22 protein-coding genes and 1 pseudogene are annotated in these 23,615 nt (G+C 73.1%); 11 read left to right on the forward strand and 12 right to left on the reverse strand.

Annotated elements, in window-relative coordinates; genetic code table 11:
• Positions 1–130: 130 nt before the first annotated feature.
• Both Sdagh_RS08330 and Sdagh_RS08335 read left to right on the forward strand, forming a co-directional pair.
• A complete protein-coding gene (locus Sdagh_RS08330) occupies positions 131–1,018 on the forward strand; it encodes a hypothetical protein (RefSeq protein WP_190076788.1) in 888 nt (295 codons plus the stop codon).
• Positions 1,019–1,038: 20 nt separating this feature from the next.
• The gene (locus Sdagh_RS08335; protein WP_190076787.1) at positions 1,039–1,353 is read left to right on the forward strand and encodes a hypothetical protein; all 315 of its coding nucleotides are present in this window, start codon (positions 1,039–1,041) and stop codon (positions 1,351–1,353) included.
• On the opposite strand, the gene Sdagh_RS08340 is transcribed toward Sdagh_RS08335, so the two are convergent.
• Together Sdagh_RS08340 and Sdagh_RS36675 are read right to left on the reverse strand one after the other, a co-directional pair.
• Positions 1,332–1,907, reverse strand: a complete 576-nt coding sequence (locus Sdagh_RS08340; protein ID WP_190076786.1) for a dihydrofolate reductase family protein — start codon at positions 1,905–1,907, stop codon at positions 1,332–1,334. The genes Sdagh_RS08335 and Sdagh_RS08340 overlap by 22 nt on opposite strands.
• A 115-nt stretch (positions 1,908–2,022) precedes the next feature.
• A complete protein-coding gene (locus Sdagh_RS36675) occupies positions 2,023–2,415 on the reverse strand; it encodes a hypothetical protein (RefSeq protein WP_190076785.1) in 393 nt (130 codons plus the stop codon).
• A 1,291-nt stretch (positions 2,416–3,706) separates the two neighbouring features.
• Between Sdagh_RS36675 and Sdagh_RS08350 the strand changes: the two genes are divergently transcribed.
• Genes Sdagh_RS08350 through Sdagh_RS08360 form a run of 3 tightly spaced genes read left to right on the forward strand, consistent with a single transcriptional unit; the run spans position 3,707 to position 7,386 of the window.
• On the forward strand, positions 3,707–4,909 hold the full coding sequence (locus Sdagh_RS08350; RefSeq protein ID WP_189419243.1) for an LLM class flavin-dependent oxidoreductase: 1,203 nt from the start codon (positions 3,707–3,709) through the stop codon (positions 4,907–4,909).
• A gap of 21 nt (positions 4,910–4,930) precedes the next feature.
• Positions 4,931–6,304, forward strand: a complete 1,374-nt coding sequence (locus tag Sdagh_RS08355) for an NtaA/DmoA family FMN-dependent monooxygenase (protein WP_190010267.1) — start codon at positions 4,931–4,933, stop codon at positions 6,302–6,304.
• Positions 6,301–7,386 (forward strand): LLM class flavin-dependent oxidoreductase, encoded by a 1,086-nt coding sequence (locus Sdagh_RS08360; protein WP_189419237.1) that lies wholly within the window; start codon positions 6,301–6,303, stop codon positions 7,384–7,386. The genes Sdagh_RS08355 and Sdagh_RS08360 overlap by 4 nt, the downstream gene beginning before the upstream one ends.
• A gap of 38 nt (positions 7,387–7,424) precedes the next feature.
• Here the strand turns inward: Sdagh_RS08360 and Sdagh_RS08365 are convergent, their stop codons facing one another.
• From Sdagh_RS08365 to Sdagh_RS08395, 7 genes are all read right to left on the reverse strand, one after another.
• On the reverse strand, positions 7,425–8,186 hold the full coding sequence (locus Sdagh_RS08365) for an ABC transporter ATP-binding protein (RefSeq protein WP_189419235.1): 762 nt from the start codon (positions 8,184–8,186) through the stop codon (positions 7,425–7,427).
• Positions 8,183–8,983 carry an ATP-binding cassette domain-containing protein gene (locus Sdagh_RS08370; protein ID WP_190076784.1) on the reverse strand — a complete coding sequence of 267 codons (801 nt, stop codon included), beginning with the start codon at positions 8,981–8,983 and terminating at the stop codon, positions 8,183–8,185. Before Sdagh_RS08370 ends, Sdagh_RS08365 begins: the two co-directional genes overlap by 4 nt.
• On the reverse strand, positions 8,980–9,849 hold the full coding sequence (locus Sdagh_RS08375) for an ABC transporter permease (RefSeq protein WP_189419230.1): 870 nt from the start codon (positions 9,847–9,849) through the stop codon (positions 8,980–8,982). Before Sdagh_RS08375 ends, Sdagh_RS08370 begins: the two co-directional genes overlap by 4 nt.
• Complete coding sequence (locus Sdagh_RS08380; protein ID WP_190076783.1) at positions 9,846–10,811, reverse strand: ABC transporter permease; 966 nt, start codon at positions 10,809–10,811, stop codon at positions 9,846–9,848. Before Sdagh_RS08380 ends, Sdagh_RS08375 begins: the two co-directional genes overlap by 4 nt.
• Positions 10,811–12,328 (reverse strand): ABC transporter substrate-binding protein, encoded by a 1,518-nt coding sequence (locus Sdagh_RS08385; protein ID WP_190076782.1) that lies wholly within the window; start codon positions 12,326–12,328, stop codon positions 10,811–10,813. Before Sdagh_RS08385 ends, Sdagh_RS08380 begins: the two co-directional genes overlap by 1 nt.
• A gap of 45 nt (positions 12,329–12,373) precedes the next feature.
• The gene (locus Sdagh_RS08390) at positions 12,374–13,102 is read right to left on the reverse strand and encodes a DUF1684 domain-containing protein (RefSeq protein WP_189419224.1); all 729 of its coding nucleotides are present in this window, start codon (positions 13,100–13,102) and stop codon (positions 12,374–12,376) included.
• Between the two features lie 207 nt (positions 13,103–13,309).
• Positions 13,310–13,957, reverse strand: coding sequence for a YceI family protein (locus Sdagh_RS08395; RefSeq protein WP_190010261.1), 648 nt, complete (start codon positions 13,955–13,957; stop codon positions 13,310–13,312).
• Positions 13,958–14,221: 264 nt separating this feature from the next.
• Between Sdagh_RS08395 and Sdagh_RS08400 the strand changes: the two genes are divergently transcribed.
• From Sdagh_RS08400 to Sdagh_RS08425, 6 genes and pseudogenes are all read left to right on the forward strand, one after another.
• Positions 14,222–15,514, forward strand: coding sequence for an ABC transporter substrate-binding protein (locus Sdagh_RS08400; protein ID WP_189419218.1), 1,293 nt, complete (start codon positions 14,222–14,224; stop codon positions 15,512–15,514).
• Between the two features lie 43 nt (positions 15,515–15,557).
• Positions 15,558–16,496 (forward strand): carbohydrate ABC transporter permease, encoded by a 939-nt coding sequence (locus Sdagh_RS08405; RefSeq protein ID WP_190076781.1) that lies wholly within the window; start codon positions 15,558–15,560, stop codon positions 16,494–16,496.
• 16 nt (positions 16,497–16,512) lie between these two features.
• On the forward strand, positions 16,513–17,340 hold the full coding sequence (locus Sdagh_RS08410; protein WP_189419214.1) for a carbohydrate ABC transporter permease: 828 nt from the start codon (positions 16,513–16,515) through the stop codon (positions 17,338–17,340).
• Positions 17,337–18,380, forward strand: a complete 1,044-nt coding sequence (locus tag Sdagh_RS08415; protein WP_190076780.1) for a LacI family DNA-binding transcriptional regulator — start codon at positions 17,337–17,339, stop codon at positions 18,378–18,380. Before Sdagh_RS08410 ends, Sdagh_RS08415 begins: the two co-directional genes overlap by 4 nt.
• A gap of 41 nt (positions 18,381–18,421) precedes the next feature.
• Positions 18,422–20,356, forward strand: a complete 1,935-nt coding sequence (locus Sdagh_RS08420) for a cellulase family glycosylhydrolase (protein WP_190076779.1) — start codon at positions 18,422–18,424, stop codon at positions 20,354–20,356.
• Positions 20,353–20,569, forward strand: a pseudogene (locus Sdagh_RS08425) (hypothetical protein); the annotation flags it as partial. The gene Sdagh_RS08420 and the pseudogene Sdagh_RS08425, both read left to right, overlap by 4 nt.
• Positions 20,570–20,669: 100 nt before the next feature.
• Here Sdagh_RS08425 and Sdagh_RS36910 read toward each other — a convergent pair.
• From Sdagh_RS36910 to Sdagh_RS08445, 3 genes are all read right to left on the reverse strand, one after another.
• Complete coding sequence (locus Sdagh_RS36910) at positions 20,670–21,590, reverse strand: XdhC family protein (protein ID WP_372478421.1); 921 nt, start codon at positions 21,588–21,590, stop codon at positions 20,670–20,672.
• 145 nt (positions 21,591–21,735) lie between these two features.
• Positions 21,736–22,629, reverse strand: coding sequence for a molybdopterin cofactor-binding domain-containing protein (locus Sdagh_RS08440; RefSeq protein ID WP_189419208.1), 894 nt, complete (start codon positions 22,627–22,629; stop codon positions 21,736–21,738).
• Positions 22,626–23,606 carry an FAD binding domain-containing protein gene (locus tag Sdagh_RS08445; protein ID WP_190076778.1) on the reverse strand — a complete coding sequence of 327 codons (981 nt, stop codon included), beginning with the start codon at positions 23,604–23,606 and terminating at the stop codon, positions 22,626–22,628. Before Sdagh_RS08445 ends, Sdagh_RS08440 begins: the two co-directional genes overlap by 4 nt.
• Positions 23,607–23,615: the final 9 nt, after the last annotated feature.

The raw sequence follows: 23,615 nt of genomic DNA on the forward strand, positions 1-23,615 counted from the left end.
CCCGCGCCCGGTACGGACGGACCTGGTGTGCGGTGCGGGGCGCGCCGAGGATGACGGAACGGGAACCCGCACCTCTCCGCGGGTCTCCGCACCACCTCCGCACGTCCTCACGCCGGGAAGCGCCGTCCCCATGCAGCTGCACCAGGTAACCCGTCCCCGGACGGGCGGTCCCGCCGCCCGCACCGCCGCGAAGAGCGTCCCCGTGGCGCCGCTGGCCGCTCTCCAGCGCAGCGCGGGGAACGCCGCGGTCTCCCGGCTGGTCGCGGCGCGGCGCAGCGCCGCCGGTCCCGGCCGGGGACCCGCGGTGCCGGTGCAGCGCGCGGAGGACGACTCGCCCGGCGGTGCCCGGAGCGAGGCGACGTCGTTCGAGACGGTCACGCTCCAGCTCCAGGTCCGCCAGGACCACAACTCCCTCGGGCGGGACTTCGTCGCGGGGCACTTCGGTCACGCCTGGGTGGCCCTCTACACCGACCGGACACCGGCGCGGACGGCCTGCACGACGTACGGCTTCTTCCCGCAGAAGCGGCCCAGCGCCGCCAACCCCTTCGAGACGGTGGACGGAGCGGTGCACGTCAACAGGGACCAGCCCGCCGCGGCGAGCACCCGGACGTCGGTGCTGCTGAACCGGGACCAGCTCGCCAAGGCACACCAGTACATCGACGCGCACATGAACGCCAAGTACAACCTCGCCACGTACAACTGCACGTCCTTCGCCCGGGGGGTGTACAAGGCCGCGACGGGCAGGGACGCGCCGGGGCTCGGGCTGCCGCTGCTGGAGAATCCCAACGCGATCCAGCAGGCGATGCGGCTGCGCAACCGGCGCAAGGGCATGCCCGCGGAGGGGCACGAGATCACCGACTACCAGCTGACCGCGCGCGACGGGGACGACGAGGACGACGACTTCACCGCCGGTGACCGGCCGTACCGTCCGGAGGGCGGGCTGGTCGAACTGGCGCCGCTGCCCGCACCCGGCGGGGCGGAGCCGGGCGACGCGGAGCGCCGGCTGTCCATCGGCTGACACAGGGAAGGGAGGCCCCCATGGGTCCGTTGCCCGGGGAGTACCGGGTCGTCGGCACGATCACGGAGCTGGCGACCGGGCCGGTGCCCGCGAAGTTCCCGGACACCGCGCCCGACCGGGAGGCCCGGCTGGTGCTGGACGTGCGGGCGGTGCGCGGGTTCCTCGGGCGCCGTGATCCCGCGCGTCTCGGGTGCACGCGGTTCTTCGCCGCGCCCGAGGCGGCGGAGCGCTTCCGCGTCGGCGACACGGTGGCGGTGACCGTACGACGCTCCCGCCCCTGGGTGGCCCGTGCCGTCGAACCCGCGACGGGGCCTCAGTGGAGGGCGGGCCGGTAGACCAGCTCATGGACGCGGCCGTCCAGGAGGCGGCTGCCGGTCAGCTCCAGGTCGAAGTCGGCCGCGTCCCGGAAGACCGGCTCGGCGCCGGTGCGGCCGGTGATGACGGGGAAGACGGTGATCTGCAGGCGGTCGACCAGGCCGGCGGCGAGCAGGGCGCGGTTCATGGACAGGCTGCCGTGCGAACGCAACGGCACGTCGGACTCCTGCTTCAGCCGGGCGACGACGTCGACCGCGTCACCGGCGGCGACGGTCGCGTCCGGCCAGTCGAGGGGATCTTCCAGTGTCGTCGACACCACGGTGGCGGGCAGGTGCCGCATCCGGCTGACCCACGGGTCGTGCAGTTCGGAGTCCTCGGCGGCGGTGGCCAGCATCGACGCGAACAGCCGGTAGGTGTGCGCCCCGAACACCATCCGCTGCTCGGTGTCGTACAGGGCGAGGCGGTGGTCGAGCAGTTCGGGTCCCTGCTTGCCCCAGTAGCCGGTCCAGTCGCCGCCGGCGGCGCCGTAGCCGTCGAGGCTGGAGAAGACGTCGAAGGTGTAGGTGGCGGTCATGTCGGTCTCCCGGGTGGCTCGGCGGTCGGTCACCAGGGCAGACCGGGCGGACGCCCGGAACTCATCGCTCCGGCGGGGACCGCGCGGCCCCGCCGCCGGCGCGACGGCCCGCTCGTCACACCGGCGGCGGGGCGGTCGCGCCCGGTCGGCGGACGGCGTGTCCCCCGCTCACCTCCCACTCCCCGGCCGGTGACCAGGGCCCGGTGCGGCCGGCGGAGCCGGGGGCGCGGTCGCGGTACCCGCCGGCGTTCCAGGACGGCCGCTGAACGCGGTCCGTCCGGTGGAAGCCGACCGTGCGGGTGCCGGTGACCGAGCCGTTGGCCGAGGTCACCTCGATGGTGCGGGTGGTGGACCCGGACGCGGACGACGGGACGACGTCACCGCCACTGGTGATCCGCACCCGCGCGCCGGGCGCGGCGGCCACGGCGCCCACGGCCGGGACCCACCCGTTCGCCGGCCGGTCCACGACGTATGTGGACACCCCCGGGTCGAACCCGTCGACCGGCACGCCGCCCACGGTGATCGCGGTGGCGTCGGCGACGCTCGCCTTCGTTTGCGTCGGGGAAGCCGGTCACGGTGACCGACCCGTCGGCGGTCACCTCCACGTCCGCCGCCATCGCGGCGGCCAGGTTGATCCGCTGCCGGCTCGGCCCGCCGTCGCCGGTGAGGTCGAGCGGATAGCCGGAGTCCGTCGCCGTCGGCTCCAGGATCTGTCCGCGCTGCTCGGCGGTGAGGTCCGGGAAGACCGTGCCGGGCAGCGCCGCCGCGTCGTGCGGGACGTCCATCGCCCGACCGGCCTCGCCGACCTGCGAGAAGCCGTACGTCGGGCGCCGCGTGCACGGATCGACGGCCTCCGCCGTGCTCGGCCCGGCGCAGGGGTCGCCCGCGCACGCGGTGAGCGTGCCGCCCTACCCCCGCGCCGCGCACCGCGCGAGCAGCACGTTCCGTGTCTTGGTGTGGGCCTCGGCGAGGCACTGGGGCCTGTCGTTCGGATCAGGTCGCGGGGAATGGGCTGCGTCTTCCTCGCGCCGGTGAGCGGGGCCTGGTGCGTGCGGATGCGAGGCGGAGGAGGGAGTCGACGCGGAGCGTCGGCGAGTGACGACAACGCGGCAGGTGCGCGTGCCAGGCCCCGCGTCCGCGGCGTGATCCGAACGACCGGCCCCAGGTCCGCCCACCGGTGCGCGACGGTGGCCTGGGCGGTCATCCGGCCGCCCCTGACGTCGAGCGGGTGGTGGAAGCCGAGGACGATCCGATGGGCGCGCGCCGTCCTCGCCGACGCGCCCGGCGAGGACGCCGACGGCGTCGGCCGCACGGCATCGCGCCCCGGCGCCGCCACCGCCTCCGGCATCTCACAGGGAGGAGCCGTACACCGGGCGAACGCGACGCGTACAGGGGGTAGGCGCGGGTCACTGCGGCGGACGGCGGCCCTGGCATCCGTAGCCGTACGGTCCGAGGAGTGGGAAGACCTGGCGCGACCGGGGCGTTGTGGGCGATGCTGGGGGTGAGCGGCGCCGTCGTGCGCCCCGCGACGACGGAGGTGAGGGACGTGACCCACGCGGTCCGTACCGTGCGCCTGCGCTGCCGCCGGCACATCGATCTCCAGCGTGTGGCCGGCGCGCTCTGTCGTTCCTGACGCCTGCGCCGCAGCCGTGACCCGGGCCCGTGAGGGCCTCGTGTGCCCGCGCGCTCCCCCATGTCCCGTTCCCCGTCCCGCCGTCGGCCGGTGCGGTCGTCCGCGTACGCCCGGACGCCCCCGCCCGGACGGCCGGACCGCTTCCCCTCTCCAGGAAGGCAGCCTCGTGTCCCCGACTTCCCCTCCTCCCCTGCGTCTCGCCGTCGCGCTGGACGGCACCGGCTGGCATCCCGCGTCCTGGCGCGACCCCGTCTCCGAGCCCCGGGCGCTGTTCAGCGCCGGGTACTGGGCGGGGCTGGTCGCCGAGGCCGAACGCGGCCTGCTGGACTTCGTCACCATCGAGGACGGCCTGGGCCCCCAGTCCTCGCACTTCCTCGACCCGGACGAGCGCACCGACCAGGTCCGCGGCCGGCTCGACGCGGTGCTGATCGCCGCCCGGGTGGCGCCGCTGAGCCGGCACATCGGGCTGGTGCCGACCGTGGTGGCCACGCACACCGAGCCGTTCCACCTGTCCAAGGCGATCGCCACCCTGGACTATGTCAGCGGGGGCCGCGCGGGACTGCGGGTGCAGATCACGGCCCGGCCGAACGAGGCGGCGCACTTCGGCCGCCGCACCGTCCCCCGCATCGCCGCCTACGACGACCCGGCGGCGTGGGACGTGGTGACCGAGCTGTTCGACGAGGCCGCCGACTACGTCGAGGTGGTGCGCCGGCTCTGGGACAGCTGGGAGGACGACGCCGAGATCCGGGACGCGGCCACCGGCCGGTTCATCGACCGGGACAAGCTGCACTACATCGACTTCGAGGGCCGGCACTTCCGTGTCAAGGGCCCCTCGATCACGCCCCGTCCGCCGCAGGGCCAGCCCCTGGTCACCGCCCTCGCGCACGACACCGTGCCCTACCGGCTGGTGGCCCGCTCCGCCGACGTCGGCTTCACCACCCCGCACGACACCGGCCAGGCCCGCGCGATCGTCGCCGAGATCCGCGCCGAGCAGGCCGCCGCCGGACGGGCCGGCGAGCCGCTGCGCGTCTTCGCCGACCTGGTGGTCTTCCTCGACGACGACCCGGCCGCCGCCGCCGCCCGCCGGGACCGGCTGGACGCCCTCGCCGGGGAACGGTTCACCAGTGACGCCCTGGTCTTCACCGGCTCACCCACCCGACTCGCCGACCTGCTGCTGGAGTTCCGGGCGGCGGGGCTGTCCGGGTTCCGGCTGCGGCCCGGCGTGGCCGGCCACGACCTGCCGGCGATCACCCGGGGGCTCGTCCCCGAACTGCAGCGCCGCGGCGCGTTCCGCCGCGCCTACGAGTCCGGCACCCTGCGCGGCCTGCTCGGACTGCCCCGCCCCGGCAACCGCTACGCCGCGGCCTGAGCGAAGGAGACCCGTCCGACCATGAGCAAGCCCGTCAAGCAGATCCACCTGGCCGCCCACTTCCCCGGCGTCAACAACACCACCGTGTGGAGCGACCCGAGGGCCGGCAGCCACATCGAGTTCAGCTCCTTCGCGCACTTCGCCCGCACCGCCGAGCGCGCCAAGTTCGACTTCCTCTTCCTCGCCGAGGGACTCCGGCTGCGTGAACAGGGCGGCAAGATATACGACCTGGACGTCGTGGGCCGCCCGGACACCTTCACCGTGCTGGCCGCGCTCGCCGCCGTCACCGACCGGCTCGGCCTGACCGGCACCATCAACTCCACCTTCAACGAGCCGTACGAGGTGGCCCGCCAGTTCGCCAGCCTCGACCACCTCTCCGACGGGCGGGCGGCGTGGAACGTCGTCACGTCCTGGGACGCCTTCACCGGGGAGAACTTCCGCCGCGGCGGCTTCCTGCCGCGGGAGGAGCGCTACTCCCGCGCGAAGGAGTTCCTCACCACCGCGCACGAGCTGTTCGACTCCTGGCAGGGGGACGAGATCGTCGCCGACCGCGAGACCGGGGTCTTCCTCCGCGACGCGAAGGCCGGGGCGTTCGTCCACGAGGGGCACCACTTCGACATCCACGGCCGGTTCAACGTCCCGCGCAGCCCGCAGGGCCGCCCGGTGGTCTTCCAGGCCGGTGACTCCGACGAGGGCCGCGAGTTCGCCGCGTCGAGCGCCGACGCCATCTTCAGCCGGTACGCCGCCCTCGACACCGGCCGGGCCTTCTACACCGACGTCAAGTCCCGCCTCGCCCGGTACGGCCGCCGGCCGGACCAGCTCCTCATCCTGCCCGCCGCCACCTTCGTCCTCGGCGACACCGACGCCGAGGCCGAGGAGATCGCCCGCGAGGTGCGCCGGCAGCAGGTGAGCGGCGCGACCGCGCTCCGGCAGCTGGAGTGGGTGTGGAACCGGGACCTGTCCGGCTACGACCCCGACGGGCCGCTCCCGGAGGTCGACCCGCTGCCCGGCGAGCACACCGTGGCCCGCGGCCGGGCGCAGGTCCGCATGTACCGCGATCCGCTCGCCACCGCCCGCGAGTGGCGGGAACTGGCCGCGGCCAACGGCTGGTCCATCCGCGACCTGGTCATCCACACCGGCAACCGGCAGAACTTCGTCGGCTCCCCCGACACCGTCGCCCGGACCATCGACGCCTACGTCCAGGCGGACGCCGCCGACGGGTTCATCCTCGTCCCGCACCTCACCCCGGGCGGACTGGACGAGTTCGCCGACCGGGTCGTGCCGCTCCTCCAGGAACGGGGCGTGTTCCGGGCCGACTACGAGGGCAGCACGCTCCGCGACCACCTGGGGCTGGACCACCCCGACGGGGCGCGCGGGAAGCGGGCGGCGTCGTGAGGTTCCTGGCGATCACCCTGATCGTGCACCGCCCCGACCGCGTCACGGGCGTGCTGAAGCCGACCCGGGACCGCTTCCGCGAAGTGCTCGACAACGCGCTGCTCGCCGAGGAGCTGGGCTTCGACGGCTTCGGCGTCGGAGAGCGGCACGAGCGGCCGTTCCTCTCCTCCTCCCCGCCCGTGGTGCTCGGCCACATCGCCGCGCTGACCCGCCGCATCCGGCTGTTCACGGCGGTGACCACGCTGAGCCTGCTGGACCCGGTCCGCGCCTACGAGGACTACGCCACCCTCGACCACCTCTCCGGGGGCCGTCTCGAACTGATCATCGGCAAGGGCAACGGCAGCGCCCAGCGCGACCTGTTCGCCGTCACACCCGAGGACCAGTGGGACCGCAACGCCGAGAGCTACGAGGTCTTCCGGCGGCTGTGGCGGCACGGCCGGGTGACCGCAGCGACCCGGTTCCGTCCGCCGCTCACGGACGCCGAGGTGTGGCCGCGGCCGTTCCAGCGGCCGGTGCGGGTCTGGCACGGCAGCGCCACCAGCCGGGAGTCCGTGGACCTCGCCGCCCGGTACGGGGACCCGCTGTTCTCGGCGAACGTGACCCACCCGGTGGAGCCGTACGCCGACCTGGTCCGGTACTACCGCGAGCGCTGGGCGCACCACGGGCACGACCCGGCGGCCGTCGCGGTCGGCGCGGGCACGGCCGGCGTGTACGTGGCCCGCACCTCGCAGGAGGCCCTCGCGGCCTACCGGCCCGTCTTCGAGAGCAACCTCGCCTTCCAGCGGGAGACGGGGCTGCCGGTGGTCTTCGAGACCCTGGAGGACTACGTGGAGCGCAGCTCCGCGCTGGTCGGCAGCCCGCAGCAGGTGATCGAGAAGGTCCACCGGTACCACGAGCGGCTCGGGCACACCGTGCTGCACCTGCACGCGGACGCGGGCGGCCTGGACGACCGTGCGCACCGGCGCTCCCTGGAACTGTTCCAGTCCGCGGTGGCCCCGGTGCTGCGCGCGGAGATCCCCGACCCGCCGTTCCCGTGGGAGCCGGTGGCGCCCGACACCGGGCGGGAGCCCGCGCGGGTCTGACCCGGGCGGGGCGCGGGGCGGTGCCGCGCCCCGCCCGGTCAGGGCAGGCGCGGCACGCTGTCCAGCAGGCGGCGGGTGTAGGGGTGGCCGGGGGCGCCGAGCACCTGGGCGGTGGTGCCCTGTTCGACGATCCGGCCGTGCTCCAGGACGGCGGTGCGTTCGCACAGGGAGGCCACGACGGACAGATCGTGGGAGACCATCACCAGGGTCAGGCCGCGCTCCCGCTTCAGTTCGGCCAGCAGCTCGACCACCTTCACCCGGGTGGTGACGTCGAGGGCGCTGACGGGTTCGTCGGCGAGCAGGACACGGGGGTCGCAGACGGTCGCGCGGGCGATGGCGATGCGCTGGCGCTGCCCGCCGGAGAACTCGTGCGGATAGCGCTCGGCGGCGTCGGCGGGCAGGCCGACCCCTTCGAGGGCGGCGGCCACCTTGGGGGCGGCGCCCGCCCGTGAGTCCAGGCCGAGGGAGCGCAGCGGCTCGGCGACGATCGCGCCCACCCGGCGGCGCGGGTCGAGCGAGGAGTACGGGTCCTGGAAGACGCACTGCACGCCGCGCCGGAAGCGCCGCATCTGCTCCCGGTCGCGCGGGGCGAGGGGGGCGCCGTCGAAGCGGACCTCCCCGGCGGTGGGCCGGGCCAGGCCCAGCAGGAGCCGCAGCAGGGTGGTCTTGCCGGCGCCGGACTCGCCGACCAGGGCGAGGCTCTCGCCGGGCCGTACGGCCAGGGAGATCCCGCTGACCACGTCGGTGCGGGCGCCCCGGTAGCGGGCGGCGACGCCGGTGAGTTCCAGTACGGGGGTCACGGCGCGCTCCTCAGGTCCAGGGCGGACTCCAGCGCGCGGGCGCTGGCGACCAGGTCGCGGGTGTACGCCTCGCGGGGGGCGCCCACGATGTCCCGTACCGCGCCCTCCTCGACGGCCCGGCCGTCCTTCATGACCAGGACCCGGTCGGTGACCTTGGCGACGACGGCGAGGTCGTGGCTGACGAACAGCACGGCCATCTCGCGTTCGCGGACCAGGGTGTCGATCAGGTCGAGCATCTCGGCCTGTACGGACACGTCGAGGGCGGTGGTGGGCTCGTCGGCGATGAGCAGTGCCGGTTCGCAGGCCAAGGCGGCGGCGAGGGCGACGCGCTGGCGCTGGCCACCGGAGATCTCGTGCGGGAAGGCGCGGGCGACGCGCCCGGGTTCGGGCAGCCGGACCCGGTCGAGCGCCTCGTACGTGGCGTCGCGCAGCGCCCGGCCCTTCAGTCCGGTGCGGCGGGCCAGCGGGCCGGCGATCTGCCGGCCCACCCGCATCAGCGGGTCGAGGGCGGTCAGCGGCTCCTGGAAGACGACGGCGGCGTCCCGGCCGCGCAGCGCGGTCAGCCGCTTCTCCGGGGCGCCGACGACCTGGGTGCCGGCCAGGACGGCGCTGCCGGTGACCGTCATGCCCTCGGGCAGCAGGCCCAGCACGGCGAGGGTGGTGAGGGACTTGCCGGAGCCGGACTCGCCGATCAGGCCGAGGCGTTCGCCGCTGTCGACCGTGAAGGACAGATCGGTGACGAGGGTCCGGCCGCCGGCGGCGCGGACGGTCAGTCCGGAGACGTCGAGCAGGGTCATGACCGCCTCCCGCGGCCCGCCGGGTCGAGGACGTCGCGCAGCCCGTCGGCGATCAGGTTGACGCCGATGACGAGCAGCACGAGGAGGACGCCGGGGGCGAGGGCGCCGGCCGGTGCGGTGGTGAAGGTGGCCTGCGCCTCCTGGAGCATGCGGCCCCAGGACGCGTTGGGCGGCGGGGCGCCCAGGCCCAGGTAGGACAGTCCGGCCTCGGCGAGGACGGCGAGGCCGAACTGGAGGGCCAGGTTGACCACCAGGGTGGGCCAGATGTTCGGCAGGACGTGCCCGGCGACCGTGCGCGGCCAGGAGGTGCCGGAGGTGCGGGCGGCGGTGATGTAGTCCTGGGTGAGGACCCGTTTGACGAGGATGCGGACCAGGCGGGCGACGACCGCGCTCTGCGCCAGGCCGATGGCGAGGACCGCCGAGCCGAGGGTGGCCGACCGGGCGGCGACCACCAGCATCGCGAGGAGCAGCGTCGGGAAGGCGATGAGGATGTCGAGGAACGCGGAGAGCGTGTCGTCGAGCCAGCCCTGCGCGAACGCGGCGAGCACGCCGAGCGTGACGCCGATCAGCGCGGCGACGGCGACCGAGCCGAGGCCCGCGCCGAAGGCGATCCGGGAGCCGGTCATCAGCTGGGTGAACAGGTCGCGGCCGAGCTTGTCGGTGCCGAGCAGGTGCCCGTCGCCGGGTCCGGCGAGCCGGCCGCCGGAGGTGTCGTCGGGGCCGTAGGGCAGCCACAGCAGGGAGACCAGGGCGAGCAGCGCGACCAGGCCGGTCAGCACGGCGCCGGCGGTCAGGGTGACGGAGGTGCGGCGGGTGGGGCGCTTCGCGCGCGGCTCGGTGGCGAGGAGGTCGGTGGGCGTGGTCATCGGGCGCCTCCCGAGAGCCGGCCGCGCAGCCGCGGGTCGACGATCCGCTGGACGAGGTCGGCGAGGAAGCCGATGAGCAGCACCGCGAGGGTGGAGACGAACAGGACGCCCTGGATGACCGGGTAGTCGTGCTGGGCGATGCCGGTGGCCAGCAGGGAGCCGAGGCCCGGCAGCGCGTACACGGACTCCACGACGACCGCGCCGAGCAGGGTGGAGGCCAGCTCGATGCCGAGGACGGAAATGACGGGCACGGAGGCGTTGCGCAGGCCGTGGCGCCACATGGCGGTGCCGAAGCTCTCGCCGAGGGCGCGGGCGTTGCGCAGGTAGTCGCTGCCGAGCACGTCGAGGGTGGCGGAGCGGACGTAGCGGATGAGGGAGGCGCTCATCACCAGGGCGATGGTGACGACCGGCAGGACCAGGGAGCGGATCGCGTCGCCCGGGGCGGCCCAGCCGTCCTGCGGGAAGCCGCCGGCGGGCAGCCAGCCCGCGTTCAGCGCGAACACCGCGATGAGGATCATGCCGAGCCAGAAGACGGGGACGGCGATGCCGAGCTGGGAGACGCCGCTGAGCAGGGCGCCGTACCAGGTGCGGCGCTTGTGGGCGGCGACGAATCCGGCGGGTACGGCGATCAGGACCGCGAGGACGAACGCGGCCAGGGTGAGCGGCACGGTGACGTTCAGGCGGGCGGTGACCTCGGGGCCGACCGGCAGCGAGCTGACGAAGGACGTGCCGAGGTCACCGGTGGCGAGCTGCCCGAGCCAGTGGGTGAACTGTTCGGGCAGCGGCCGGTCGGAGCCGATGGCGTGCCGGGCCGCGGCGATCTGCTCGTCGCTGGCGCCGACCGCGGTGAGGGCGTTGGCCGGGTCGCCGGGCAGCATCCGCAGCAGGACGAAGAGCACCACGCTCGCCAGGGCCAGCGACACCACCAGGAAGGCGAGCCGGCGCAGCAGGTAGCGGGCCATCAGCCCTTCTTCTTGATGTCGTAGGCGAAGAACTGCGAGTTCAGGCCGTTGACCGGGTAGCCGGAGAGGTTCTTGTGCGCGACGACGAGCTGCGGGTACAGGTACAGCCAGTCGCTGGCCGCGTCCTCTGCGGTCTTGCGGTTGACCTTCTTCAGCAGCTCGGTCTGCTCGTCGGTGGTGGAGGCCGCCTCGGCCTGCTTCACCCACTCGGTGACCTGCTTGTCGTCGTAGCCCCAGTAGAAGTCGGGGTTGCCGTACCAGACGAGGTCGCGGTCGTTGACGTGCTCCTGGAGCGTGGCCGTGAAGTCGTGGTTCTTGTAGACCTTCGTGTACCACTCGTCGGGCGTGATCGTGTTGATCTCGACGGTGATGCCGACCTTGGCGAGTTCGGACTTGATGAACGTCGCGGCGGTGGGGTGCGGGTCGTAGTTGGGGGTGTCGAGGGTGAAGCTGAAGCCCTTGGCGTAACCGGCCTCCGCGAGGAGCTTCTTGGCCTTGGCGACGTCGTGGGCGTTGACGTCGGTGAGGTCCTCGTACCAGGGGTCGGTGGGCGGCACCATCGAGCCGATGAGCTTGCCGTAACCGCCCCAGACGGACTCCAGGAGCTTCTTGTCGTCGATGGCGGCGGAGACGGCCTGGCGGACCCTGACGTCGGTGAAGGGCTTGGCCTTGTCGTTGAAGGCGAGCAGCAGCTTGGTGGTCGAGTCGCCGTCGTTGACCGTGTAGTCGCCGTTGCGCTTGAACTGCTCCAGGGCGTCCGGCGACTGCTCGCTGGTGACCACGTCGACGGCGTTGGTCAGCAGCGCGTTGTTCAGCGCGGTGGCGTCCTTGTAGTAGTGGAAGACGACCTGCTGGTTGGCGGCGGCGTCGCCCCAGTAGCCGGCGAAGCGCTTCAGGCTGAGCGCGGAGCCGCGGGTCCACTTGTCCAGGGTGTAGGGACCGGTGCCGTCCTCGCCGGTCTTCAGGTCCTTCGCCGCGGAGTCGATGATCCAGACGTAGGAGAGGTTGTAGACGAAGGAGATCGACTTCTGCGACAGCGTGACCCGGACGGTCCTCGGGTCGGGGGTGGCTATCTCCTTGACGACTTCGAGGTTGCTCTTGCGGGCCGACTGGGAGTCGTCGGCGAGCACCTTCTCCAGGCTGTACTTGACGTCGTCGCTGGTGAGTTCCCCGCCGCTGTGGAACTTCACGCCGTCGCGGAGGGTGAAGGTGTACGTGAGGCCGTCGTCGCTGACCTTGTAGTCCTGGGCGAGGAGCTTCTCCACGTCGCCGTCGTCGGTGAGCCGGAACAGGCCCTCGTAGACGTTGCCGTTGAGCGCCTCGGTGACGCCCTGGCCGCCGCCCGCGGTGTTGTCGAGGTTCTGCGGCTCGTAGAGCGAGCCGATGTTCACGGTGGCGTTCTTGTTCCAGGTGCCGCCGGAGGCGCCGGAGCCGTTCGAGCCGCCGCAGGCGGTGAGGGCGAGGGAGAGGACGGCCGCGGAGGTGACCGCGTACAGGGGTGTCTTGCGCAGGGACATGGGTGGCTGCCTTCGGGCTGCGGGGAGGACGGGAAGAGGGGGCGATCAGTGCTGTGCGGTGAAGCCGTCGCGGAAGACGGGGAGCTTCTCACCGGCCCGGACGGGCAGGTGGAGCCGGTTCTGCCGCGGCGGCATCGGACAGTTGTACTGATCGGAGAATCCGCAGGGCGGTACGAAGGCCCGGTTGAAGTCGAGGACCACCCGGTGTTCGTCGTCCGTGCGCTCGACGAAGAGGAAGCGGCCGGCGCCGTAGGTGGTGTCGCCGTTGGTGGGGTCGCCGAAGACGAGGAGCAGGGTGCCGTCGTCGTCGAAGGCGCTCAGGGTGTAGTCGCGGCCGTCGATCGTGAGGGCGATGTCCCCGGGGACGACCAGGTCGCGGGTGCCGCCGTTGTCCCGGATGTGCTCGAAGGCGACGCGGCGGGCGCCGGGGACCGGGGTGTAGGTGGCCTCCAGGACCCACGCGGGGTCGTAGGGGAAGACGTCCACGTGGTCGAAGGCGGTGAGCGCGGGCGCGGCCGCGTCCCAGAAGCGCAGGCCGTGCTCGGGCTCGCCGGTGACCCGGTCGGTGCGGCTGAGTGTGGTGACCGTCACGGTGCCGGGCAGGCCGGTCCGGGCCGCGTCCGCGTCGGGGCGCTCACCGGCGGGCAGCCAGCGGGTCTCGACCAGGGCGAGGTTGCCGGTGGGGGCGGTGAGCGCCGCGCGGCGCCGGGCACACCAGGCTTTCCACTCCGCCGCGGGGTCGGAGGGAGCGGAGGCGGCGGTGGGCTGGTGCACGGCGTACTCGTCATTCGGCTAGGAGGGGGCCGGTGCCATCGTCGCCCGAGCGCCGATAGTTGGCCAAAGCAGGTTCTTTATCGGCCATAAGGTCATCTAATGTCAAACGGACGTTTCACCTGTTGAGACGGGTGTCCACGCGGATACGGACAGTCCCGCACCTCCTCGGCCGCGCCCCGCCGGGCCCGGCACGGCCCGCCGGACCCCTCAGGCCCGGATCGCGGAGATGTCGAACTGGAGCCGGATCCTCTCGCTCACCATCGCGCCGCCCGCTTCGAGCCGCTGGTTGTACACCAGGCCCCACTCGGTCCGGTCGATGGTGGTGGTGCCGTCGAAACCGGCCCGTTCGTAGCCGAAGGGGTCCATGACCGAGCCGAGGTAGTCGAGGTGCAGGTCGACGGGCCGGGTGACGCCGCGGATGGTCAGGTCCCCGGTCATCCGGAAGGTCTCCCCGCCCTCGTGGACGGTGGACGTGCTGCGGAACTCCATCTCCGGGTGCCGGCTCGCGTGGAAGAAGTCGGGGCCGACGAGATGCCCGTCGCGCTGCTCCACCCCGGTGTCGACGCTGGCCACCCGGATGACGAGGCGGGCCCGGGAGCGCTCGGGGCGGGCCCCGTCGAAGTACAGCTCGCTGTCGTAGTCGGTGAAGGCCCCCCGGACGGTCGTCACCATCGCGTGCCGCACGGAGAACCCGATGCGGCTGTGCGGGCGGTCGATGGTCCACGCGCCGGTCAGTGCCCGCAGCCGGGGGTCGAGCGCCACCCCGGCGGCTGCCTCCTCCCCGGCGGCCGTGCCGAAGTCGACGGGGGACGCCGGCTCGACGGTCGCGGTCTGGCGACGGCTGAAGATACCCATGGTCGTAAACCCTTTCGACTCGATCCCTCCGTGCTATCACGGAGCCGGCGCGCGACGGCCGGTGAAATGGGCGTCTCCGTCCGGCCTCCATGCCGCCGACCGGGAAGCTCCACAGGTTCCCCCCGACTCGGCCGGCCCCCGCACCGGCTCCGGGGTCTTGACCTCGCGGGAAACCCTCCCTAAGGTCCTCGCACTCTCGCGGGTACATCGATTAACCACTCGTTAACCGCAACGGTTGACCACCTCGGTTGGAGACACCCCCCTGTGCGCCCACCGCTGACTCGGCGCGGCTTCCTCGCCGCCGGTTCCGGCCTCGCCGCCGCGACCGCCCTGCCCGCTCTGTCCGGCTGCTCCGCGCTGGCCGCGGCGGACTCCGACCCCGGCACCCTCGTCGTCCACAGCCAGCTCGGCACCACCGCGCCGGGCTCCCCCACCTATCTCGCGGCCCTGGACCGCTTCCGCCGGGAGAACCCGGGACTGAAGGTCAGGAACCTGGTCAACGGCGACGACCTCGCCCAGGTCTACGAGACCTCCCGGCTGGCCCGCAAGGAGCCGGACGTCGTGATGGTCAACCTCTACGACAAGACCCTGGCCTGGACGGAGGCCGGCGCCACCGTCGACGTCCGCGGCTATCTGGACGACTGGGGGCTGCGCGAGCGGGTGCTGCCGGTCGCCCTGGACGCCTGGACCGACAGCCGGGGCCGGCTGCGGGCCTTCCCGTACTTCGCCACCAACTGGCCGGTCGCCTACAACCGGGCGCTCCTCGACCGGGCGGGCGTGGACGAGATCCCCGTCACCGGCGACCAGTTGATCGCCGCGGCCCGGAAGCTGCGTGCCAAGGGCACCGGGCCCGTCACGACCGGCGGCAACGACTGGACCGGGCAGAAGCTCCTCGCCCAGATCGTCCAGACCTTCCTCACCGAGGACGAGGCCCGGCACGTGTACTCCACCGGCGACTTCAGCGGGAGCCGGGGCGCGAAGGAGGGCATCGAGTACTTCGTCGCCCTGCGGGACGCGGGCGTGTTCGTCGACAAGGCGCAGGGCCTGACCTCGGACTCGATGACCACCCAGTTCAACACGGAGGCCGCCGCGATGCAGTCGGCGATGTCCTCGGCGCTCGCCAAGGTGCCCGAGGACGTCGCCCGGCACACCGAGGTGGGCGGCTGGCCCCTCGCGCGGGGCGCCGCCCACGGGCGGCCGACGATCCTGCGGACGTACACCCTGATCGGCTTCTGGATCAGCCCGAACGGCACGAAGAAGATCGACGCCGTCGAGCGGTTCCTGCGGTTCATGTACCGGCCGGACACCGTCTCCCGGTTCATCAGGGAGAGCGGACGCGACATGGCGCTGCGCTCCACCACGGTCAGCACGGACTTCCCGCTGGTCGCGGCGGCCCAGCGGCTCGGCGACAGCGTCAGCCAGGTGCTGCTGCCCGACGTGTACGTCCCGCCGGCCGCGACCCAGCCGCTGATCACGGCGACCAGTACGTCCTTCACCCGGGGGACGAGTGCCGCGCGGGTACGCGCCGCCCTCGAAGCCGCGTACCGCTCCGCGTGAGCACCCCGTCGCCTCCCCCGCCCCAGCCCCTCGGAGTCAGAGCATGACGACGTCGACGCCCGTCCCGGGCGACCTCACGGTCCCCCGCCCGGGACCGCCCGCCGCCCCCGCCGGGCGGCGCACGCCCCGGCAGGGCGGCACCGTCCTGGCCGTTCCCGCCCTGGTCTGGTACCTGGTGTTCATGGTCGGCCCGCTGATCGCCGTCTTCGTGGTCGCCGCCCTGCACTGGCCGGGCATGCTCCAGCCGGTGTCGTTCGCCGGGTTCGGCAACGTCCGCACCGTCCTGGACGACCCGGTGTTCCGGGACGCGGTCCGCAACACCGCCGTCCAGCTCGCCGTCGCCCTGCCGGTGATGATCGGGTGCGCGTACATGCTCGGCTACTACGTCGCGCAGAAACCGCCGGGCCACCGCGTCGTCCGCTACCTGCTGTTCATCCCGGGACTCATCTCGACCCCGGCGAAGGCCATGGTGTTCTACGCCGCCCTGTCCCCGGACGGACTGGCCAACGGCGCCCTGGAGTCGGCCGGCCTCGGCTCGCTGGCCGACGCCTGGCTGGCCTCGCCGTCCACCGCGCTGGCCTGCCTCATCGCCCTCGACATCTGGGCCGGGATCGGTTTCACCGCCGTCCTGTTCGCGGCCCGGCTCGGCAGTGTGCCCGACGAACTCGGCGAGGCCGCCCAGCTCGACGGCGCCGGGCACTGGCGGACGATGTGGCGCGTCCACTTCCCCGTCATACGCGACTACGTCGGCGTGGTGACGATGCTCCAGTTCCTGTGGACGCTGTTCGGCTCGGCCCAGCACGTCCTGCTGCTCACCCAGGGCGGCCCCGGCAGTTCCTCCACCACCCTGTCGTTCCTCGTGTACCAGAAGGCGTTCATCGCGGCCGACCTGGGCTACAGCCAGACCGTCGGGGTCCTCCTCTTCCTCGCCGGACTCGCCGGACTGCTCACCATCCGCCGCGTGTTCCGCCAGACCTACTGATCGGAAGCCGCTCACGATGAAGCTCTCCAAGCGCTGGCTGCCCGCGCACGTCCTGGTGTGGTCCTACGCGGTCCTGCTGATCGTGCCGCTGTACTACTTCCTCGCCTCCGCCTTCAAGACCAACGACGAGATCTTCGCGCATCCCTTCGCGCTGCCCACCTCGTTCGGGTTCGGCAACTTCCGCACCGCGTTCGACAGCGCCGACCTGGGACTCGCGGTCGTCAACTCGGCCCTGGTGACGGTCCTCGCCCTGGTCGTCACCCTGGCGCTGGCGCTGCCCGCGGCGTTCGCCCTGGCCCGGTCCACGGGCCGGCTCGCCTCGCTCGTGGAGCAGGTCTTCTCGCTCGGCTTCCTGATCCCCACCTTCGCGGCGCTCTTCCCCACCTTCCTGCTGGCCGCGGCGACCGGGCTGTTCCATACCCGGACCTTCATGGTGCTGTTCCTGCCCGCGACCGCGATGCCGCTGTCGGTGGTGATCCTGGTGCAGTTCATGCGGACCATCCCGAGGGAGATGGAGGAGGCCGCCCGGATGGACGGCGCCTCCACGTACGCGGTCCTGCGGCACGTCTACGTCCCGATGTGCGTGCCGGGCATCGCGACCGTGCTGCTGCTGAACTTCCTCACCTTCTGGAACGAGTACCTGTACTCGCTGGTGATCATCGGCCCGGACCCGGCGCAGCGCACGGTCCAGGTCGCCCTGCCCACCCTGAGGTCGATCACCGGGACCGACTACGGCGTCCTCACGGCGGGCACGATCCTCACCCTGGTCCCGGTCTGGATCGTCTACACGGTGCTCCAGCGCCGCATGCAGCAGGCGCTCGTCAGCGGGGCGGTGAAGATGTGACCGCGCCCACCGGGAAGCCGGGCAGGCGGCCCACCATCAAGGCCGTCGCGGCGGCGGCCGGGGTGTCGACGGCGGCCGTGTCCCAGGCGTTCAACGACAAGGGCCGGCTCTCCGCCGGGACCCGCCGCCGCATCCTCGACACGGCCCTCGAACTGGGCTGGTCGCCGAGCGCGCCGGCCGCCGCGCTGCGCAGCGCCCGCACCCGTACCCTCGCCCTGGTGGTGCGGCGGCCCACCGACGTGCTGGGCGCGGACCCGCACTTCAGCGAACTGATCACCGGCATAGAGGGCGAACTCGCCCCGCGCGGCTACGGCCTGCTGCTGCACCTGGTCGCCGGGGCCCGGGAGGAGAACGTCCTCTACGAGCGGCTCGCCGCCGAGGGCCGGGTGGACGGCGCGGTCCTCACCGACGCGCGCGCCGACGACCCCCGGCCCGCGCTGCTGACCCGGCTCGGGCTGCCCGCCGTGCTGCTCGGCGCGCCCGACCCCGCGGCGGCCGTGCCGAGCGTCGGCCTCGGCGGGCAGGGCGCCGGGGTCGAGGAGGCCGTCGCCCACCTCCTGGCCCTCGGCCACCGACGCGTCGGCTATGTGGCCGGTCCCGAGGAACTCCAGCACACCCGGCTGCGGCTCGGCGCCTTCGGCGCGGCCCTGCGCACGGCGGGCCTGCGGCCGGTCGCCGTACTGCACACGGACTTCTCCGAGGTCTCCGCGGTGGCAGCGACCGAGGCGCTGCTGGCCCTGCCCGACCGGCCCACGGCCCTGGTGTACGCCAACGACTCGATGGCCGTGTGCGGCATGGGCGCCGCCCAGCGCGCCGGCCTGCGCGTCCCCCGTGACCTCTCCGTCGTCGGCTACGACAACCTGCCCCTGGGCCGCTGGCTGCACCCCCGGCTGACCACCGTCGACCAGCAGGTGCAGCGGGTCGGCGCGCTCGCCGCGCGGGTGCTGCTCGCCCGCTGCGGGGAGGACGTCGAGCCGGGGGCCCTGGACGACCGGCCCCGGCTGGTGGTCCGCGAGTCCACCGGCCCCGCGCCCCGCTGACCAGCCCGACCCGTACGATGCCGACCGATCCGAGAAGGACCATGCGACGCCACAGCGCCCACCTGACCCACGACCCCGCCGTACTGCCCTGGCTCGGCGCCAACTTCTGGTCCCGCACCGGCGGGCCCCTGATGTGGCGCGACTACGACCCGAAGACGGTCCGCGAGGAACTGGCGGTGCTGCGCGAGCACGGCCTGACCATGACCCGGTCCTTCTTCTACTGGCCCGACTTCCACCCCGAGCCGCACCGCGTCGACGAGACGCTCTGCGACCGCTTCGAGGACTTCCTCGACGCCCACACCGAGACCGGTATGGGCACCGTTCCCACCTTCATCGTCGGCCACATGTCCGGGGAGAACTGGGACCCGGTGTGGCGCGGCGGGCGGGACCTGTACGAGGACGTGTGGATGGTCGGCCGGCAGGCGTGGTTCGCGTCGCGGATGACCCGCCGCTTCAAGGACCACCCGGCCGTCACCGGCTGGCTCATCACCAACGAGATGCCGGGCTACGGCCGGGTGTACCAGGAGAATCCGCCCTCCTCCGACGTCGTCACCGCCTGGGCGCAGGCGATGTGCAACGCCGTCCGGGCCGCGGGGGCGACCCAGCCCGTCTCCCTCGGGGACGGCGCCTGGGGCATCGAGGTGACCGGCCGCGACAACGGCTTCTCGCTGCGCGACACCGCGGAGTACGTGGACTTCGTCGGCCCGCACGTCTACCGCTCGGACACCGACGTCCCCCGCCAGCACCACCGGGCCGCCTTCGAATGCGAACTGGCCGCGGTGACCGGACAGCCCGTCGTCCTGGAGGAGTTCGGCCTGTCCACCGACACCGTCTCCGCCGAGAACGCGGCGGTCTACTACCGGCAGACCCTGCACACCTCCCTGCTCGGCGGCGCCACCGGCTGGATCGCCTGGAACAACACCGACTACGACGACCTGTGGGACCGCTCGCCCTACGACCATCACCCCTTCGAGATGCACTTCGGCATCACCGACCGCACGGGCGCCCCGAAGGCCCCGCTGCGCGAACTCGCCGCCTTCGCCGACGTGCTGAAGGCCGTCGACTTCGCCCGCTGCCGGCGGGCCGGCACCGACGCCGCCCTGGTCGTCCCGGCGTTCCTGGAGCGCGGTTACCCGTACAGCAGGCCCGCCGACCGGCCGCTGATCTTCACCTCGCTGCACCAGGCGTACGTCGCCGCCCGCGCCGCCGACCTGCCGGCCGGGCTGCTGCGCGAGGCGGACGGCCTCCCCGGCGAGGCCAGGCTCTACCTGCTCCCCTCGACCCGGCAGCTCACCGCCCGCACCCGCCGCGAACTGGCCCGGCGGGCGGCGGGCGGCGCGACGGTCTACCTGTCGTTCTGCTCCGGCGAGCACCCCGGCACCCGCGGCCCGTGGTTCGACGACCTCGACGGCCTCTTCGGCGTCGAGCTGCGGTTGTCGTACGGCGTGGCGGAGCCGATCCGGGACGACGTGCTGGAGATGACGTTCACCGAGGACTTCGGCCCGCTGGCGGCGGGTGAGACGCTCACCTTCCCGGTGGCGGGCAACGAGGACAGCCGGGCCTTCCTGCCCGTCGTCCCGCGCGGGGCGCGGGTGGTCGCCGTCGACGGTCACGGCCGGCCCGCCCTGCTCGTGAACGAGACGGGCCGCGGACGCACCGTCCTCGCGACCTACCCGCTGGAGCACATGGCCGCCCGCACCGCCCGCGTCAACCCCGAGCAGACGCACCGCCTGTACGCGGCGCTCGCCGACCTCGCGGGGGCCGCCCGTCCGGTCACCGTCGGCAGTCCGTACGTGGGCGCCGACCTGCTGGAGCACGAGGACGGCCGGCGTTTCGTGTGGCTGGTGAGCCAGTCCCCCGAGGAGCTGACCGTCCGTCCGGAGGCGGCCGGCGTCCTGCGCGACCTGGCCACCGGCGCCCCCGTGGCCGAGGTGCGGCTGGCCCCGTACGGTGTCGCCGTCCTGGAGCTGGCGTGACCCGCCCTCGCTACCGGGACCCGGACGCCCCGGCCGGGGCCCGGGTGCGGGACCTGCTGGGCCGGATGACCCTCCGGGAGAAGGCGGGCCAGGTCAACCAGCGCCTGTAGGGCTGGGACGCCTACGAGCGGACCGGGGCCGGGTACCGGCTCACCGAGGTGTTCCGGGCCGAGGTCGCCGGCCACGACGGCATGGGCGCCCTCTACGGTGACCGGTTACCTGCTGGTGCGGTACCGGGCGCTGTCCGGGCGGGTGGACCGGCGGGCCGTCGCCGCCGCTCCCCGCACCCTGCGCATCGCGCCGCTGTCCTCGTTCACCGGCGGGGTGTTCCTCGCCATGCCGTGCGGGGGGGGGCGCTGGCCTGGCTGGCCGTCACCGGGCGGATCGCACCGGCCGCCCTGTCCCCGCTCGCCGTCGAGGGCGCCGCCGTCTTCCACACCAGCCTGTACGCCGGCGACTTGCAGGCGTTCGCAGGAACCACACGGACCTGAGCACGGTAAGCGCGGTGACCAGGGCGGCGCCGTTCTGGTCCGACGGCGTCGCAGACGGTGACCTCGTAGCCGGGGAAGGCCCCGGCCCGGCTGAGGGCGGCGGCGAAGTCGACGGCTCCGAAGATCAGCATGCGGGGTGGGGGTGCCGCGACGTGGACCAGCACGGACAGTTCCTCGGGGCAGGCATCGACGCTGCCGCCCAGCACGATGCGGGCAGTGCGGCCCGTACGCAGTTGGGCGCGGGCCCGATCGGCCGGCTTCGCGTCTACAGCGGGACCGGCCACATTCCCGACCACGTCGTCGGTGTCCGCGTTCAGCACCATCAAGGAGCCGAGCGACGGTTCCGGGCCTTCGACCGCCTGTACCACAGCGGCCGGCCGGCCCTGGGCAGCCGCCGTGCTGGCGGTTCGGAGGTGGGTCCGGTCAGCGGGGGTGACGCTCCGGACGAGGACTTCGAGTTCGCCGCCGCAGGTCAGGCCGATGGCGAAGGCGTCGTCGTCGGAGTATCCGAACCGTTCCCGTCGGACACCGCTCTGATCGTCGAGGACCTGGCGGCACAGGTCGTGGACGGCTGCTTCGACGCAGCCGCCAGAGACGCTGCCGACGACGTGTCCTGCTTGGTCGACGGCGAGGGAGGTGCCGACCGGGAGTGGTGCGCTGCCGGTGACGGCGGTGATGGTGGCGAGGGCGAACGGGCGTTGTTCGCGGCACCAGGTGTGCAGCGTGTCCGCGATGTTCAACATGTGGCTTCTCCGTCATGAGGGAGCGGTGGACGGGACGGGCCGCCGCCGTACCCGACGGGGGTGGGTACGTCAGCGGCCCTGTCCAGCGGACCGGAGGGGTCTGACGGCCACGCGGTCGTGCACGTCCGCGCGGGCGGCGCTCGGGTCAGAGCAGGGACTCGGCGGTGATGGGGAGCCGGCGGATGCGGCGGCCGGTGGCGTTGAAGACTGCGTTGGCGATCGCGGGGGCCACGCCGACCATGACGACCTCGCCGAGGCCCTTGACGCCGAGCGGGTCGGCCTCGCGGTCCTCGCCGTCCAGGTAGATCGCCCTGAGATCAGGGACATCGGCGTTGACCGGGACCAGATAGTCGGCAAGGTCGGCGTTGACGATCCGGCCGTCGCGGTGGTCGGTGACGGTGTGCTCGAGCAACGCCTGGCCGATGCCTCCGACCATGCCGCCGAATGCCTGGCTCTCGGCGAGCTTGGGGCTGATGATGCGGCCCGCGTCGTACACGCCGAGGACCCGCCGCACCCGCGCCAGCCGGTAGGTGAGGTCGAGGCGTACGTCGGCCGTGCGCAGGCCGGCGTCGACGTCGCCGCGCGCGTACGTCGTCGGCTTGTCGGGCTTGCCCTGGCCCAGTTCGGTCGTGGGCTGTTCGGCGTCGTACTCGACGTCGACCAGGCTCGCGGCGTGCTGGGCCGCCTCCAGGGAGGTGGCGACGACGACGGCGACCGGCTGGCCGTGGAAGCGCACCTTGTCGTCCTGGAAGACCCGCAGGCGGGCGCCCGGCGGGTTGTTGGACGCCTTGTTCTCCTTGTACGGGAGCCGGGGCGCGTTGCCGTGGTGGATCACCCGCAGGACGCCGGGCTGCGCTTCGGCCTTGTGAGGGTCGATGGCGGTGATGCGGCCGCGGCCGATGCTCGCGTCGACGATGACCGCGTGCACGGTGCCTTCGACGTCGTGTTCGGCGGCGTAGCGGGCTTGGCCGGTGACCTTGAGGCGTCCGTCCACGCGGGAGAGCGGGGCGCCGACTGCGGCCTGGGGCTGCGGGCTCATGCGTGGCCTCCTACGGTGCGCAGCTGGCGTTCGACGGTCCGCTTCAGCAGCTCCACCTTGAACGTGTTGTGGGCCAGCGGGCGGGCGCCGTCCGCCGCCTTGTTCGCCGCGGCCTCCCACAGGGCGCCGGAGGGGCGCTCGCCGATGAGGTGGTCCTCGACGGCGGGGAGTCTCCACGGGACGGTGCCGACTCCGCCGGCGGCGACCTTCGCCTCGCGGATGATGCCGCCGCGTACGTGCAGGGCGACGGCGGCGGAGGTCAGGGCGAACTCGTACGACTGCCGGTCGCGGACCTTCAGATAGCCTGACTCGAGCGGGCGCGGCAGTGCCGGGATCTCCACCGCCGTGATCAATTCTCCTGGTAGCAGTGCTTGTTCACGCTGCGGTGTTGTGCCAGGGGGCAGCAGGAAGTCGGCGAAGCCGAGGACGCGTTCGTCGTCCGGGCCGAGCAGGTGCACGCTCGCGTCCAGGGCGGCGAAGGCGACGGCGACGTCGGAGGGGTGCGTGGCCACGCACGTCCGCGAGGTGCCGAGGAGGGCGTGGCTGCGGTTGAAGCCGTCGCGGGCGGCGCAACCGGAGCCGGGGTCACGCTTGTTGCAGGCGGCGGTGACGTCACGGAAGTAGGTGCAGCGCGTGCGCTGCATGATGTTGCCGCCGATCGTGGCCATGTTCCGCAGCTGGGCCGACGCACTGAGTTCCAGTGCCTGGGAGATCACCGGGTACAGGGTGCGCACCTTCGGGTGAGCGGCGGCCTGTGCCATGGTCACCAGGGCGCCGATGCGCAGGCCCCCGCGCTCAGTGGCCCGGATGTCGTCCAGTGGAAGGTTGCTGATGTCGACCAGGGTGTCGGGACGTTCGACGCCCTCACGCATCAGGTCGACCAACGTGGTCCCTCCGGCGAGGTAACGGCCGCCGCGGCGTGCGGCGTCGAGGGCGTCACGGGTGTCAGAGGCGCGGGTGTAGGCGAAAGGATGCACGGGTGCCGG

Source organism: Streptomyces daghestanicus (assembly GCF_020521275.1).
Classification (GTDB): Bacteria; Actinomycetota; Actinomycetes; order Streptomycetales; family Streptomycetaceae; genus Streptomyces; species Streptomyces griseoviridis.